Origin of the sequence: Archangium minus (assembly GCF_044360475.1) — a bacterium.
Lineage (GTDB): Bacteria > Myxococcota > Myxococcia > Myxococcales > Myxococcaceae > Archangium > Archangium minus.
This window is the reverse complement of the sequence record NZ_CP043494.1, coordinates 9,426,855-9,441,781: the sequence shown is the minus strand read 5'-3', so window position 1 is coordinate 9,441,781 and position 14,927 is coordinate 9,426,855. Positions and strand designations below refer to the sequence as shown.

General features: G+C 68.3%; 13 protein-coding genes. 8 read left to right on the top strand and 5 right to left on the bottom strand.

The genetic code is table 11. The annotated features are described in order from the left end of the window. Window positions 1–29 precede the first annotated feature (29 nt). On the bottom strand, window positions 30–1,961 hold the full coding sequence (locus F0U60_RS38440) for a CocE/NonD family hydrolase (protein ID WP_395807135.1): 1,932 nt from the start codon (window positions 1,959–1,961) through the stop codon (window positions 30–32). A gap of 163 nt (window positions 1,962–2,124) precedes the next feature. Here F0U60_RS38440 and F0U60_RS38435 point away from each other — a divergent pair, with 163 nt between their 5' ends. Together F0U60_RS38435 and F0U60_RS38430 are read left to right on the top strand one after the other, a co-directional pair. Continuing rightward, window positions 2,125–3,255, top strand: coding sequence for a mannosyltransferase family protein (locus F0U60_RS38435; protein ID WP_395807133.1), 1,131 nt, complete (start codon window positions 2,125–2,127; stop codon window positions 3,253–3,255). Next, the gene (locus tag F0U60_RS38430) at window positions 3,252–3,920 is read left to right on the top strand and encodes a class I SAM-dependent methyltransferase (RefSeq protein ID WP_395807131.1); all 669 of its coding nucleotides are present in this window, start codon (window positions 3,252–3,254) and stop codon (window positions 3,918–3,920) included. Before F0U60_RS38435 ends, F0U60_RS38430 begins: the two co-directional genes overlap by 4 nt. Here the strand turns inward: F0U60_RS38430 and F0U60_RS38425 are convergent. Then, entirely contained in the window at window positions 3,893–4,735 is an 843-nt protein-coding gene (locus tag F0U60_RS38425) for a ChbG/HpnK family deacetylase (protein WP_395807129.1), read from the bottom strand. The two genes, F0U60_RS38430 and F0U60_RS38425, sit on opposite strands and share 28 nt — an antisense overlap. 4 nt (window positions 4,736–4,739) lie before the next feature. Further along, window positions 4,740–5,540: a glycosyltransferase family 2 protein gene (locus F0U60_RS38420; protein WP_395807127.1), complete on the bottom strand. Its 801-nt coding sequence runs from the start codon at window positions 5,538–5,540 to the stop codon at window positions 4,740–4,742. Between the two features lie 148 nt (window positions 5,541–5,688). On the opposite strand from F0U60_RS38420, the gene F0U60_RS38415 reads away from it, so the two are divergent. The 3 genes from F0U60_RS38415 (at window position 5,689) to F0U60_RS38405 (ending at window position 9,850) form a co-directional block, all read left to right on the top strand. Then, window positions 5,689–6,630, top strand: coding sequence for a diguanylate cyclase (locus tag F0U60_RS38415; protein ID WP_395807124.1), 942 nt, complete (start codon window positions 5,689–5,691; stop codon window positions 6,628–6,630). Between the two features lie 182 nt (window positions 6,631–6,812). Continuing rightward, on the top strand, window positions 6,813–8,390 hold the full coding sequence (locus F0U60_RS38410; protein ID WP_395825646.1) for a response regulator: 1,578 nt from the start codon (window positions 6,813–6,815) through the stop codon (window positions 8,388–8,390). Then, a complete protein-coding gene (locus F0U60_RS38405) occupies window positions 8,387–9,850 on the top strand; it encodes a sigma-54-dependent transcriptional regulator (protein WP_395807122.1) in 1,464 nt (487 codons plus the stop codon). Before F0U60_RS38410 ends, F0U60_RS38405 begins: the two co-directional genes overlap by 4 nt. Here F0U60_RS38405 and F0U60_RS38400 read toward each other — a convergent pair. Next, on the bottom strand, window positions 9,847–11,178 hold the full coding sequence (locus F0U60_RS38400; RefSeq protein WP_395807120.1) for a replication-associated recombination protein A: 1,332 nt from the start codon (window positions 11,176–11,178) through the stop codon (window positions 9,847–9,849). The genes F0U60_RS38405 and F0U60_RS38400 overlap by 4 nt on opposite strands. 101 nt (window positions 11,179–11,279) lie before the next feature. Here F0U60_RS38400 and F0U60_RS38395 point away from each other — a divergent pair, with 101 nt between their 5' ends. From F0U60_RS38395 to ygiD, 3 genes are all read left to right on the top strand, one after another. Continuing rightward, window positions 11,280–12,125 (top strand): NAD(+)/NADH kinase, encoded by an 846-nt coding sequence (locus tag F0U60_RS38395; protein ID WP_395807118.1) that lies wholly within the window; start codon window positions 11,280–11,282, stop codon window positions 12,123–12,125. Between the two features lie 6 nt (window positions 12,126–12,131). Beyond that, the gene (locus F0U60_RS38390; RefSeq protein WP_395807116.1) at window positions 12,132–12,902 is read left to right on the top strand and encodes a YdcF family protein; all 771 of its coding nucleotides are present in this window, start codon (window positions 12,132–12,134) and stop codon (window positions 12,900–12,902) included. A gap of 271 nt (window positions 12,903–13,173) precedes the next feature. Continuing rightward, the gene (ygiD, locus tag F0U60_RS38385) at window positions 13,174–13,971 is read left to right on the top strand and encodes a 4,5-DOPA dioxygenase extradiol (protein WP_395807114.1); all 798 of its coding nucleotides are present in this window, start codon (window positions 13,174–13,176) and stop codon (window positions 13,969–13,971) included. 29 nt (window positions 13,972–14,000) lie between these two features. Here ygiD and F0U60_RS38380 read toward each other — a convergent pair whose 3' ends face one another. Then, entirely contained in the window at window positions 14,001–14,894 is an 894-nt protein-coding gene (locus tag F0U60_RS38380) for a LysR family transcriptional regulator (RefSeq protein ID WP_395807112.1), read from the bottom strand. Window positions 14,895–14,927 lie beyond the last annotated feature (33 nt).

Sequence of the window (14,927 nt, the reverse complement as noted above, 5' to 3'; positions counted from 1 at the left end):
CCAGGGGCCTCCTGCTTCTCCGGCCCTCGTCAGTCGTCCACCGAGGGCAGCACGCTCACCTTGAGCGAGCTCGGGTGGGCCGCCGAGCGATACACGCGGTGGAAGGCGCGCACGAAGTCTTCATCCTTCGCCTCGAAGATGTTGGGCACGAAGGTCTGCGGGTTCCGGTCGATGAAGGGGAACCAGCTCGACTGCACCTGGATCATCACCCGGTGCCCGCGCTTGAAGGTGTGAAAGACGTCGTTGATGACGAAGCGCACCTTCGTCACCTCGCCCGGCTTGAAGGGCTTGGGCTCGCTGTAGCTGTCGCGGAAGCGGCCACGGAACGGCTCGCCGCGCACCAGCGTCTGCTGGTGGCCCCGGTTTCGCTGGCCCTCCTCGTTGTCACCGCCCCTCGGGCCACCGGGCAGCTTGCCCGGGTTGACGTCCACCAGCTTCACCACCCAGTCCGCGTCGGTGCCGGTGGTGGAGACCCACAGCTCCGCCTCCAGCGGGCCGGCCAGGGTGAGATCCTTCTCCAGCGGCGCCGTCTCGTAGACGAGCACGTCGGGACGGCGGGCGGCGAAGCGCTGGTCCTCGGTCATGTAGCCCTTGGCCCAGCCCGTCGTGAGCTCCATGGTGTAGGGGACGGGCTTGCTCGGGTCGCTCACGTATTCGTCGAAGGCCTCCTCTTTGCTCGCGGGCGGCGAATACGACAAGCCCCCCTTGGGCTGGAAGTAGAGCCGGGCCTCGCGCACCTGCTTGGGCGGCCACGTGTCGAAGCGCCGCCAGCGGTTGGCGCCCGTCTCGAACACCAGGGCCTCGGGCAGCTCGGGCTTCTCGCCTCCCTTGAGGTGGTGCTTGAAGAAGGCGAACTCCAGCTCCTGGTAGATGGCCGTCGTCTGGAAGCCGAAATCGGCGTCACCCAGCGAGGTGCCGTCCGTGCGCATCCAACCGCCATGCGGCCAGGGGCCCATGACCAGCGTGTTGGAGATGCCCGGGTTCTGCTTCTCGATGGTGGCGTAGGTGCGCAGGGGCCCGTAGAGGTCCTCGGTGTCGTACCAGCCGCCCACCACCAACATGGCGGCCTTGATGTTCTTCAGGTGCGGCAGGAGGTTTCGCGACTGCCAGAACGCGTCGTAGTTGGGGTGCGCGACGAGGTCCTTCCAGAAGGAGATGTCGCCCTTGAAGTAGCGCGAGTCCGCGTTGCTCAGCGGCCCCAGGTCGAGGAAGAACTGATAGCCGTCCGGGGTGCCGTGGTCGAAGCGCTTCCAATCCTCGCTGTCGGTTGGCTGTGGCCGCGGCCTGCCGAAGCTCGAGAAGAAGTTGAACGCCAGCACCAGGTTGAAGGCGCCATGCCGGTGCATGTCGTCCCAGAACCAGTCGGCGATGGGCGCCTGCGGCGATGCCGCCTTGAGCGCCGGGTGCGAGTCGATGGCGCCCGCCGATGTGTAGTAGCCGGGATAGGAGATACCCCACTGCCCCACGCGGCCGTTGTTGCCCGGCACGTTCTTCACCAGCCAGTCGATGGTGTCGTAGGTGTCGGTGCTCTCGTCGATGTCCTTGGGCCCGCTCTTCTTCGCGCGGTGCGGGCGCATGTTGACGAACTCGCCCTCGGACATGTGCTGACCGCGCACGTCCTGGAAGGCGAAGATGAAGCCGTCCTTCTCGTACCGCTCGTTGGGCCCGAGCCTGCGCGCGTACCGGTCCAGCCCGTACGGCGCCACCGTGTAGGGCGTGCGCGTGAGCAGGACGGGGTAGCGCTTGCCGGGGCTCGCGTCGTTGGGGATGTAGACGGCGGTGAACAGCTTCGTGCCGTCGCGCATGGGGATGCGGTACTCGAACTTGGTGTAGTGCGAGCGGATGTATTCGGCGCGCTCGGACTCGGCGGTAGGCTGCTGGGGCTTCGCGGCCTGGGCCCTTGCGGGTCCGGCGAGCGCGACAAGCACGAGCACCATGAGGCCGCGGAACGTGATGGGCATGCACTCTCCTGGTGAGGAGGCGGCATTGTCGGCGAACGGTGGCGGTGCGGAAAGCGTCGTGTGATGCCCGTGGGGCAGGGGAGGGTTCACCCGTACTCCAGGTTTTGGCGCTTATTCCCTGGGAGCTTGACCCTGGCGGGGTTCTGGATGGAGCCTTCGCCGCATGCGCCTCTCCGCGTCCCGTACTCTGGCTCTCGTCATCCTCGCGGCTGTCCTGGTCTGCGCCGCGGCGGCGGGGGCTGGTGCCTGGCGCTTTCACCACAAGAATCCGCAAGCCCCCGTGGTGCGGCTCGATGAGTACGTGGTGATGGGGTGGGTGGGGTGGGACTCGAGCTGGTACATGCGCATCGCCCGGGACGGGTATCAGTATGTGCCCGGAGAGCAGAGCTCGGTGGCCTTCTTCCCGCTCTACCCGTTGGCCATCCGTGCCGTCGAGCAGCTCGGCCCGGACGTGTACCAGGCGGGGGTTCTCGTCACCCTGCTCTGTGGTCCGCTCGCGCTCCTGCTCTTCGCGCGATGGGCGCGCATTCGCGTGGAGGATGAGACCACCGCGCTTCATGCCGGGTTGCTCCTCGCGCTGTACCCCTTCACCTTCTTTCTCTACGGAGTGATGTACTCCGACGCGCTCTTCCTCCTGCTGGTGGTGGGTGCCTTCCTCCTGTTGGAGAAGGGGCACCTGGTGCCAGCGGTCCTGCTGGGTGCAGTGGCGACGGCGGCGCGGCCCGTGGCGCCTGCGGTGGTCCTGGGGCTGCTGGCTCGCCGGCTCGAGTGGAAGCGCGAGCGGGGAGAGCGCTGGAGTGTCCTCGACTTCCTGCCCGTCCTCTCCGCGCTCGGCTTCGTCCTTTACGTCCTCTACCTCGGGGAGCGGTTCGACGCGCCGTTCGCCTTCGTCGATGCCCAGGTGGGGTGGGGACAGACGCCCGGTTGGGAGTCGTGGCTGAAGCTGTACTGGTTCAAGGCCGTCTTCTCCCCCGAGTCCAACGCCGAGACTGTTCTCCGGCTGTGCCTCCATGCGCTGTTGACCCTCGGGGCACTCGCGCTGCTGTGGCCCACGTTCCGGCGGCTGGGGTGGGGTTATGGCGTGTTCTGCGCCGTCCTCGTGGGTATCCCCGCCCTGTCGACCAAGGACTTCATGGGCATGGGTCGCTACCTCATTTCTGCCTTCCCCCTCTTCCTCACCCTCGCGCTGCTGCTGCGCGACCACCCGCGCGTGCGCCACGGGTTGCTCGCCGCGGGGGCGGTGGGGCTTGTCCTCTTCTCTGCCGCATTCGGCCTGGACCACTACGTCTCGTGAACGCTCCCCTTCCTCCTGCTCTCGCGTTGTTCTCTCTCTTCCCCCCGGCCGAGCGCTTCCACGTGCATGCTCGGGCCTTCTCCGCGCCGCTTGAGGCCGTTGCCGCCCGTGTACCCACAGGTGGGACTGTGGCCGATGTGGGCTGCGGCCACGGATTGCTCACCGCGCTCCTCGCCTTGGGGGACTCCCGGCGCATCGTGCATGGGGTCGATCCTGACCCACGTAAAATTGAATGGGCCCGGCAGGGTCCCGGTCGTCTGCCCAACGTGAAGGTGGAGGTGGGCACCGTGGAGTCGCTCGCCGAGCAGATGCCCGGTCACTTCGACGCGGTGGTGGTGTGCGATGTCCTCTACCTGCTCCCGGTGGAGCGTTGGCCCGGGTTCCTGCGCGAGACCCGGCGCCTGCTGCGTCCCGGTGGGCGGCTCCTGCTGAAGGAGGCCGAGGGCGACCGCTCCTGGAAGCACCTCAAGTGCCTCGCGCAGGAGGTGGTGATGGTGAAGCTGCTGGGCCGGACGAAGGCAGGGGGGGCGCTCGTGCTCCAGCCTCGCGAGGCGGTGGAGTCGATGCTGCGCCAGGCCGGCTTCACCCCGCGCGAGACGGTGGCGCTGGGCGCAGGCTACTCCACGCCTCACATCCTCTACGTGGCGGAGGCCAGCGCGCCGTAGGTGGTCAGCTCCACGCCGAGCTGCTCGAGGCGCGCTCGTACCCGAGGGCTGGTGAGCGCGTCCAGTTCGGATTGCCAGCCATAGGTCCAGCCCGGATCCTCCGGCACGTGGGGACGGCCCTCGCCCGGGTGGCAGCCCAGCTCGAAGTCTCCCTCTGGCAGGGACTCCAGCAGCGAGAGCAGGGCGGACTCGGTGAGCTGGCCCGCCTCGAAGACGCCGCCCGCGCTCACTCGCCGCACTCCGGGCTGGGGCCGAGGCGCGACTCGGGCCAACAGCGAGAGCAGCGACGTCTTCACGGCCGGCCCAGGGGACCGCAGCCAGGACACGCGGGGCAGCCGGTCCGGCCAGCGCAGGGGCAGTCCTTCTCGCCGCGCCAGGGCCTCCACCAATGGGCGCACGCCCGGCAGCAGGTGAAGGTGTTGGTGTGCGTCCAGGTGGTCCACCTCCGCGCCCAGGGCCCGCGCACGTCCTACCTGTGCGGCGAGCTCCAGCTCCAGCTCTTCCCGGCGCACCTGGCCGGTGAGCCACGCGCGCGCGAAGTCTGCCCAGCTGGCACGCAGGCGCCCAGCGGGGGCCACCGTGGGCACGTGCGAGGCAGGGGCGGCCGGAGGTAGCCGGGTGGAGAGGGCCAGATGGACTCCCAGGGCCAATCCTTGAGCCTGGGCTTGGCCCACGGCTTCGGGCGCGTCAGGGCCCATCACCAGCACGGTCGCACTGGTGACGATGCCCTCGCGGTGGGCCCGGAGGATGCCCGCGTCCAGGGCCGGGTGCAGCCCGAGATCGTCCGCGTTGACGACGAGGCGCGTGCGAGCCACCGCTCTACCCGTGGCTGCGCGTCCGCTCGCGCTCGCGTGCCGAGCCGTGCAGTGTGGTCACCGAGGGCGGCAGCCGCACCGGACGCTTCGTCGCCCGGGGCCAGCGCGTCTGCGGGTACAGCTTCGCCAGCTCCCGCACCATCTTCATGATGACGGTGGGCGAGGACAGCGTGGACACGCCACGGGTGCGCGGGAAGTAGTCCACGCCCATCTGGAACACGCGGAAGCCCTGGTGGATGGCCTTCACCACCAGCTCCGCGTCAATGAAGGAGCCCTGGCTGTTGAGCTCCACCGCCTCCAGCACTCGCCGGTGCATCACCTTGAAGCTGAAGTTGATGTCCTTCACGTGGACACCGAACAGCGTCCGGATGAGCAGGTTGTAGGCGAACGAGTAGACAATCCGCTTGGGTCCCTCGCTGGTGCGGTCGAACCGGAAGGCGCAGATCATGTCCGCTTCCAGGTACTCCATCAGGTGCAGCGCCCGCTCCAGCTCGTTCAGGTCGAACGGCAGGTCGATGTCCGAGTAGACCACCACGTCCTTGGTGGACGCGGACAGGCCCGTGCGCATGGCACCGCCCAGCTTCAAGTTGACTGGGTGCGTGATGACCCGGACCTGGGGGATGCGCGCGGCCAGCTGCTCGCAGAGCTCCTGCGTGCGGTCCGTGGAGGCATCGTTGACGATGATGATTTCGAAGTCGTCCGTGAGCCGGGGGAGAACGTCCATGGCGCGCGCCACGGACCGCTCGACGTAGTCCTCCTCGTTCCAAGCGGGGAAGAAGAGGCTGATACTGGGGGATTTGCCCACGATGAAACCTCGGCGATAAGCCAGGGTGACAGAGCTTGCCTGATGGGGGCTGGCTATCAAACATTGCTGGGCGATCGCAATCCAACGGTCGCTCCGCCTCGCTAGGCCGTGGTAGCGTGGCTGCTTGGGCTTGGTTTTGGGGAACGATGTGGGAGACAGGCGCCTCATTCTGCTGGTGGACGAGTTGCCGGAGCGGCACGCCGAGTTGGCGAGCATGCTGGAGCAGGAGGGTTTTTCCGTCAGGCTCGTGGCGGCGGGTCCAGAGGCCCAGCGCCGCATCGACGAGGCCCAGCTGGTGCTCCTCGTGCTGGGTCCCGCCGGGGGCCCCTCGCGCGCGTTGTTGCAGCACCTTGTAGCCCGGGACGATGAGGGGAAGGGCCCGCCCATCATCGCGCTCGTGCCCGCCGAGGAGCGCGCGGCGGTGCTGGCCGTGCTGCGGCTGGGCGCGGAGGTGGTGTGCACCCCGGTGGACCCCGACGAGCTGCTGGCGCGCATGGCCCGCTGCATCCAGGAGCGCGAGCGCCTCAACGCGCTCGTCACCCGCGTGGCCGCCCTGGAGCGCCTGTCCATCACCGACGGGCTCACCCAGGTCCACAACCACCGCTACTTCCAGGATCGGCTGCGCGAGGAGTTCCGGCGCGCCCAGCGCTACGACGATCCGCTGTCGCTCATCCTCATCGACCTGGACCACTTCAAGGCCTTCAACGACGACCATGGCCACCAGGTGGGCGACATCGTGCTGTGCGACGTGGCCGCCTCGCTCCAGCGCAGCGTGCGTGAGACGGACCTGCTTGCCCGCTATGGAGGCGAGGAGTTCGCCATCCTCCTGCCGCGCACGCCCCTGGCGGGTGCCCTCACCGTGGCCGAGCGCGTCTGGCGCGAGCTGGGCGCCCTGCACACCGGCCCCCAGCGCACCTTGCGCGTCACCGCGTCGCTCGGGGTTTCCGCCTTCCCCCACCACGCCGTGAACAACGCCGAACAGCTGGTGCGCTCCGCCGACCAGGCCCTCTACCGGGCCAAGGACGAGGGTCGCAACCGCATCTGCGTCCACATCTCGCCCATGCCGCTCACCGGCCTCGCCTCCCGCTAGCCTGCCTGGGTCCGCGTCCTGGGTCAACATTGACCCGATTCACGGGTCGGGGTATTGAGGGACCCAGGGTGGGCGTGAGCCCCGGGTGTGGAAGCACCCGGTATTAGGGGGCTTTGCGAGGCGGTGGATGTTGGCAGCGTCATTGCAAACGCTCGGGTCTCGGACCCAGGACGAGGTTGCCACTGGAACTGGCGCAGACACAGGGAGTGGTGCCACGCGGACGGCTGCTGCTGGTGGACGACGAGGAGTACATCCTGAAGTCCATCCGGCGGGTGCTCCGTCGCGGCGATTGGCAGATCGAGACGGCCTCCGATGCGGAGGAGGGCCTCAAGGCCCTCGAACGCTTCACGCCGGAGGTGGTCATCTCCGACTTCAGGATGCCGGGCATGAACGGCGTGGAGTTCCTCAGCCGTGTGAAGGCACAGGTGCCACGGGCCCAGCGCATCATGCTCACCGGTCAGGCCGATCAGCAGGCGATCGAGGAAGCCATCAACCGGTCGGAGATCTTCCGTTTCATCTCCAAGCCGTGGAATGACAGCCACCTGGTGCTCACGGTCAAGAGCGCTTTCGAGCAGTACGCGCTCCAGGCGGAGAACGAGCGGCTGCTCCGGGTGACGCAGCAGCAGAACGAGGAGCTGCGGCGGCTCAACGCGGAGCTGGAGACCCGCGTGGCGCTGCGCACGCACCTGCTGAGCCAGGCCAAGCGCGAGTGGGAGTTGTCGTTCGACTCCATGGACACGCCGCTGGCCGTGGTGCGCCGCGACTACGGGGTGCGCCGGGCCAACAAGGCGTACACGGTGCTGGCGGGTGAGCGGCTCCAGGGGACGCTGTCCGAGGAGGGCAGTGACCAGCTCTGCCACAAGCTGCTGTTCGACCGGGAAACCCCCTGCCCGGGCTGTCCTGTGCCCGAGGCGCTCGAAACTGGCAAGGGCGTGCGCGCGGAGATCAGCCAGCGCGGGCGCACCTACGCCATGGCCGCCTATCCGCTGACGGGTGAGGGGCGTGTGGTGTGCACCTACCGCGACATCAGCGACGAGCGCGAGATGACGCGCCGGCTCATCGAGACGGAGAAGATGGCCGCGGTGGGTCAGCTCGCCGGCGGTGTGGCGCATGAGATCAACAACCCGCTGGGGGGCATCCTCGCCTTCGCGCAGTTGATGAAGCGTGACGAGGGCCGCAGCGCCTCCGACATGGAGTCGTTGGATCTCATCGAGGAGAGCGCGCTGCGCTGCAAGCGCATCGTGGAGAGCCTGCTGAAGTTCAGCCGTCACAGCAAGACGGAGGATCGCCGCACCTTCCAGCTCAACAAGTGCGCGGAGGACTCGGCGGTGCTCTTCGGGGCCCAACTCAAGGCCTACCCCAAGGTGCGGCTGGAGCTGCGCCTGACGCCGGAGCTCCCGGAGCTGTTCGGCGATCCGGGACAGCTGTCGCAGGTGATGCTCAACCTGCTGCAGAACGGGCTCCACGCGCTGCCTTCCTCCGGTGGCGTGCTGACGCTGGAGACGGGCAAGGACGGAGACCGCTGCTTCTTCCGGGTCATCGACACGGGCAGTGGCATTGATGAGCGCTACGTGGCGCGCATCTTCGAGCCGTCCTTCACCACGAAGCCGCCCGGTCAGGGCACCGGCCTGGGACTGGCGATCGCCTACCGGATCGTCGAGGACCACGGCGGCATCTTCAAGGTGGACACCCACATGGGTGAGGGGTCGCGCTTCACCGTCTACATCCCCATTCCCTTGCAGCTTGAGAGGTTGCCGTGAACCCGCAGCCGTCCAGCGCTACCAAGCGCGCCAAGATCCTGGTCGTGGATGACGATCAGATCGTCCTCAAGGCGGTCACGTCCATCCTCACCCGCGAGGGCTACCAGGTCGTTTCCATCGACGACGCCGTGGAGGGACTGACCGCGGCGAAGGACCCCTCCATCGACGTGGCCGTGTTGGACATCAAGATGCCCAACCTGTCCGGCATGGACCTGCTGCGCGGCATCAAGGCGGCGCGGCCGGACGTGGAGGTCATCATGATGACCGCCTTCGCCACCGTGGAGACGGCGGTGGAGGCGGTGAAGTCCGGGGCGTACGACTACCTCACCAAGCCCTTCGAGAACATCGACGAAGTGAGCATGACGGTGGCCAAGGCCGCCGAGCGCAAGGCTCTGCGGGACAGGGCTCGCGCGCTGGAGGAGGCGCTCACCGCTCGCAACCAGTTCGAAGAGCTGATCGGCCAGTCGTCGCAGATGCGCGCCGTCTTCAAGCTGGTGGAGACGGTGAGCCACTCCACGGCCACGGTGCTCATCCAGGGCGAGAGCGGCACGGGCAAGGAGCTGGTGGCGCGGGCCATCCACTACCGCAGCGCGCGCAAGGACAAGCCCTTCGTGGCGGTCAACTGCTCGGCGCTGACGGACACGCTGCTGGAGAGCGAGCTCTTCGGTCACGTGAAGGGCAGCTTCACCGGGGCCACCTCCAACAAGAAGGGCCTCTTCGAGGCCGCTGACGGCGGCACCATCTTCCTCGACGAGATTGGCGACGTGCCTCCCGCCACCCAGGTCCGCCTGCTGCGCGTGCTGCAGGAGGGCGAGGTGAAGCGCGTGGGCGCCAACGAGCCGGTGAAGGTGGACGTGCGCGTCATCGCCGCCACGCACGTGGACCTGAGCCGGGCCAAGGAGCAGGGCAAGTTCCGCGAGGACCTGTTCTACCGGCTCAACGTCATCACCATCGACCTGCCGCCGCTGCGAGACCGCCCCGAGGACGTGCCGCTGCTGGCGCACCACTTCCTCAAGCTGTACGCGGCGAAGGTGGGCAAGCGGGTGACGGGCTTCACGCCGCGCGCCATGGAGGCGCTCACCTGCAACCGGTGGACGGGCAACGTGCGCGAGCTGGAGAACGTCATCGAGCGCGCGGTGGTGCTCACCTCCAAGGAGGTGCTGGACATCGACGACCTGCCGCCGGGCTTCCAGGACGCGCCGCAGGCCGGGGCCCAGGTGGAGGTGTTCAGCCTCGCGCACCTGCCGTATGCCCAGGCCAAGCGCCTGGCCATGCGCGCCTTCGAGCGGCGCTACCTCACCGCGTTGCTCGAGAAGCACAACCACAACGTCTCCAGCGCTGCTCGCGCCGCGGGCGTGGATCGCTCCAACTTCCGCCGCCTGCTCAAGCAGTACGAGGTGGCGGGACGCTCCATGAAGCGCTCCAAGGAGGACGATGACGCCCTCGAGGTAGCTTCCTAGCCTTCCTCTCCCGGCTCGCGGGTGCGGCTCGCGAGCTGGCGTTGGATTTCCTCGTAGCGCTCGGCCAGCTCCTGCTCGAGCCCATTGCGTGAGGGCTGGTAGAAGCGTCGGCCCCGCAGCGCCTCGGGAAGGTAGTCCTCGGGGACGTAGTGGCCCTCGAAGTTGTGCGGGTACTTGTAGCCGGCGCCGTACCCGAGCGACTTCATCAGCTTCGTGGGGGCGTTGCGCAGGTGCATGGGCACGGGCAGGGGCCCTCCCTCGGTGACGGCGGTGCGAGCCGCGGCGTACGCGGTGAGCACTGCGTTCGATTTGGGCGCCAGCGCCAGGTACGTCACTGCTTGGGTGAGCGGGAGGGTGCCTTCGGGCAGGCCCACCAGCTCGAAGGCCCGCAGCGCGTCCACCGCCACGCCCAGCGCCCGCGGGTCCGCGTTGCCGATGTCCTCCGAGGCGAAGATGACCATCCGCCGGAAGATGAAGACGGGGTCCTCGCCTGCCTCCAGCATGCGCGTCATCCAGTAGAGCGCGGCGTCCACGTCCGAGCCCCGCATGGATTTGATGAAGGCGCTGACGACGTTGTAGTGCTCCTCGCCGGCCTTGTCGTAGAGCAGCGCCTTGTGCTGCAGGGCCTCCTCGGCGATGGCCTTGTCCACCCGGGCGCCGCCGTGCGCGGCCGCCGCCTCCAGCGCGGTGAGCGCCCGGCGCGCGTCTCCTCCCGACGCCTGGACGATGAAGGTGAGGGCCTCGTCGTCCACCTCCACCTTGCCGCCCAGGCCCCTGGGGTCCGCCACCGCTCGACGCAGCAGCGCCACAAGCTCCTCCTCCTCCAGCCCGCGAAGGGTGACAACGCGCGCACGGGACAAAAGGGCGGCGTTCACCTCGAAGGAGGGGTTCTCCGTGGTCGCTCCGATGAGGGTGACGGTGCCCTTCTCCACGTGGGGCAGCAGCGCGTCCTGCTGCGCCTTGTTGAAGCGGTGGATCTCATCCACGAAGAGGATGGTCCGCTGGCGGTGCAGTCTCCAGCGCTCCTGGGCGCGGGCCACCGTCTCCCGGATGTCCTTCACGCCGGAGAGCACGGCGGAGAGGGACTCGAAGGAGGCACCGGTGGAGCGGGCGATGACGTGGGCGAGCGTCGTCTTTCCCGTCCCCGGCGGCCCCCAGAGGATGAGCGAGGGCACCTGATCCTGCTGGATGGCCCGGCGCAGGAAGCGCCCCTCGCCCGTCAGGTGCTCCTGTCCGACGAATTCCTCCAGGCGGGTGGGGCGCATCCGCTCCGCCAGGGGGGCCAGCAAGGCCTCGTCCTTCCGGCTGGCATGCTCGAAGAGGTCCATGGAGAAAACCTGCGGTCCGGGTACCACGTGTCACAGGGTCATCGAAGGGTCCATTTCGTCCAGCGCTCTCCCGGCTGTCTGGATTAGAACCCTTCTTCATCGTGCAGACCCTGGTGCTCGTAGCGAAGAAGGACAAGCCCGAGGCGGCGGAGCTCGCCGCGCGAATCCGTGAACGCTATCCCGCGCTGGAGGTCCTGGGAGACCGGCTCCTGGCGCATACGCTTGGATGGCCGAAGGTGGACGACCGGGAGCTGGCCGCCCGGGCGGACCTGGTGGTGGTGCTGGGCGGGGATGGCACGCTCATCCACGCGGCCCGGCTGCTCGACGGAAGCCCCAAGCCCATCCTCGGGGTGAACCTGGGCAGCCTGGGGTTCATGACGGAGATCCCCGTCGAGGGACTGTTCACCGCCTTGGATGATGTGCTCGCCGGCCGCTTCAAGGTGGACTCCCGGATGAAGCTCACGTGTCGGCTGATCCGCGACGGCAAGGTGGTGGTGCAGGACGAGGTCCTCAACGACGTGGTCATCAACAAGGGCGCGCTGGCGCGCATCGCGGACCACGAGGTGTCCATCGAGGACGTGCCCATCGCCACGTACAAGGCGGATGGCGTCATCCTGTCCACGCCCACCGGCTCCACCGCGTACTCGCTGTCCGCGGGAGGGCCCATCGTCCACCCGTCGGTGGATTGCACGGTGCTCGCGCCCATCTGCTCGCACGCGCTCACGCACCGTCCCATCATCGTGCCCGCGGACCGCACCATCCGCGTCGCCCTGCGAACCGAGACGGCGGACACCTTCCTCACCCTGGACGGGCAGACGGGTCACAGCCTGCGGTGCGAGGACATCATCGAGGTGGTGCGCTCGCCCAACCGGGTGACCCTGGTCCGCAATCCCCGCGTGGGCTACTTCACCATCCTCCGGCAGAAGCTCCACTGGGGCGAGCGGTAGCGCAGCGTGTTCATCTTCTTGTCGAAGCTGTTGGATCTGCTGCTCTCGCCGCTCTCCTGGGGGTTGCTTCTGGGCGTGCTGGGCCTGGTGCTGAGCCGGAGGAGGGCGAGGCTCGCGGCGTGGCTGCAGGGGCTCGGGCTGCTGGTGCTGTACCTCTTCTCCATCCAGCCCGTGGCCACCGGGCTGCAGCGCTGGGTTGAGGCGGGCGTGGTGTCCACGTACCGGCCGGATGAGGTCTACGACGCCGTCATCGTGCTGGGCGGAGCGGTGGACTCGTCGGCCACGGAGCGCTCGGGCCTCCCCGAGTACAACCAGCCGGTGGAGCGCATCCTCCGCGGTTTCGAGCTGCTGCGGGATGGGCATGCGCGCCATGTGTTGCTCGCGGCGGGCACGCTGGACATGCGGCCGGAGGCGCTGGTGGAGGCGGACGTGCTGGCGCGCCAGCTCCGGATGTGGGGCATCGCGCCCGAGCGCATCTTCACCGAGAAGCGGAGCCGCAACACGCGGGAGAACGCGGTGGAGTCAGAGCGCATCATCCGGCAGCAGGGGTGGAAGAGGCTGGTGCTGGTGACGAGCGCGGCGCACATGCCCCGGGCGCTGGGGACGTTTGAGGCGGTGGGGTTGAAGCCGGACACGCTGGCGGTGGACGTGCGCGCACACGAGTGGGATTTCCACGGTGCGTCGTGGCAGCCGAGGGCGTCCAACCTCTCCGCCGGAACGGACGCGCTACGGGAGCTCTTTGGCCGTCTCGTCTACCGACTGCGAGGCTGGGCCTGAATCCCCTCTCCCTCTGGGAGAGGGCCAGGGTGAGGGTATTCGCTCCCGTGACTGTTCCATCCTGGGAACAGTGATTTGCCCGACTGGAGCTGGTGCAACGCCGGATCGACGCGCATGATCCACTGACTCGCGAGCACCACTCATGTCCTCCTACCGACCAGGCCGACGCAGTGTCCTCAAGGCCGCCGCACTCGGCGCCGCGACCCTTCCATTCCTGGGCTGTCGCGATTCGGCTCGCGCCGCGCACCCGGTCCAGGAGGGGAGCACCACCATGACCACCTCCTCTTCCGGCTCCCGCCTGCCGGTGCTCTTCATCGGGCACGGCTCCCCCATGAACGCGATCGAGGACAACACCTGGACGCGAAGCTTCAAGTCGCTTGCCGGGCTGTTGCCCAAGCCGAAGGCCGTGCTCGCGATCTCCGCACACTGGTTCCTTCCCGGTACCTTCCTCACTGGGAACGAGCGCCCGCCCACGATCCACGACTTCGGCGGCTTCCCTCGTGCGCTCTACGAGATGCAGTACCCGGCCGCTGGCAGCATCGAGCTCGCGCGGCGTGTCGTTGAGCTCCTGGGGCCCGCTCGTGCGTCGATCCAGAACGACTGGGGCCTGGACCATGGCACCTGGACCGTCCTCCACCACCTGCTACCCGCGGCGGATGTCCCGGTCGTGCAGCTCAGCATCGACGCGCGGCTCGCGCCCTCCGAGCACCTCGCGCTGGGCCGTGCGCTGGCTGGGCTGCGCGACGAAGGCGTCCTGGTGATGGGTAGCGGCAACGTGACGCACAACCTGCGCCATGCCTTCCGGAGCATGCAGGCGGGTGAGCTCACGCCCCCGAAGTGGGCCACGAGCTTCGACGAGGACGTGGCGAGGGCGCTCGAGCAGCACGATGGCGCGTTCCTCGCGCGCGTCATCGAGACCGAGGCGGGGCGCATGTCGCACCCGAGCATCGATCACTTCCTCCCACTGCTGTACGCCGCCGGCGCCGCCAACGATCGTGATCCGGTGCGCTTCCCCATCAGCGGATTTGATCTCGGCTCGCTGTCGATGCGCTCCGCGATCTTCGGCTGAGGTTGACCCCATGGCCGGCCCCTCGCGGCTCAGCCCGCGTTGGGATGGGCCGAGAGCGGTCGTCCCCCGAGGAAGTCGAGCAGGAAGTCACGGAAGGCCGACACCTTCCTCGGGACGTGTTGGGTCCTCGGGTACAGCAGCACGAACGTCGTCGACCGTTGCGTGTAGCGCGGCAGCACACGGACGAGCTGCCCGGACGTCACGTCCGCCTGCGCGAGGAACGTGGGAAGGCTGGCGATGCCAACGCCCGCCTTCACCGTTTCGCGCATGAAGAGCATGTCGTCGGCGAGCACGCGCGCGTTCTTCTCCGAGAGGCCCAGTTCGCTCAGGTACTTGAGCCCTCGAAACGCGACGAAGTCGTGGTGGGCCAGGTCCTCGGGCGTGCGGGGCGTCCCTCGTCGTGCGAGGTACGTGGGCGAGGCGAAGAGCTGCACGTCGATCGTCCCGAGCCGCCGGACCATCAGCGACGAATCCGCCAGCTTCGCTCCAGAGGCGCGGAGCGCGAGATCGAACCCCTCCGCCACCAGGTCCACGTTCAGGTTCGTCAGGCGGCAGTCGACACTCACCGAGGGATAGCGCGCGGTGAAGCGCGCGATGACCTCTGGCAGGAAGGTGGCACCCATGTCGTTCGGCGCGGTGATCCGCAGCTTGCCTGAAGGGGCCTCCTCCCGCTCGGGCAGGGTCCCGACTGCTTCCCGCAGCGAGGCGAGCAGCGGCGCCGCTCGCTCGTACAGCGCGGCGCCGGCGGTGCTCAGCGAGACGTGTCTCGTCGTCCGGTGGAGTAGCTGCGCACCGACCGAGGCCTCGAGGCTCGCCACGCCCCTGCTCACGGATGACTTGGGGAGCCCCAACTTCCGGGCCGCCTCCGAGAAGCTGCCGGTCTCCGCGACGGCCACGAAGAGTCCGAGGAGGTTCAGATCCATGGGTCGCGGCTCCTCGGGAGCGCATCGAGCGCC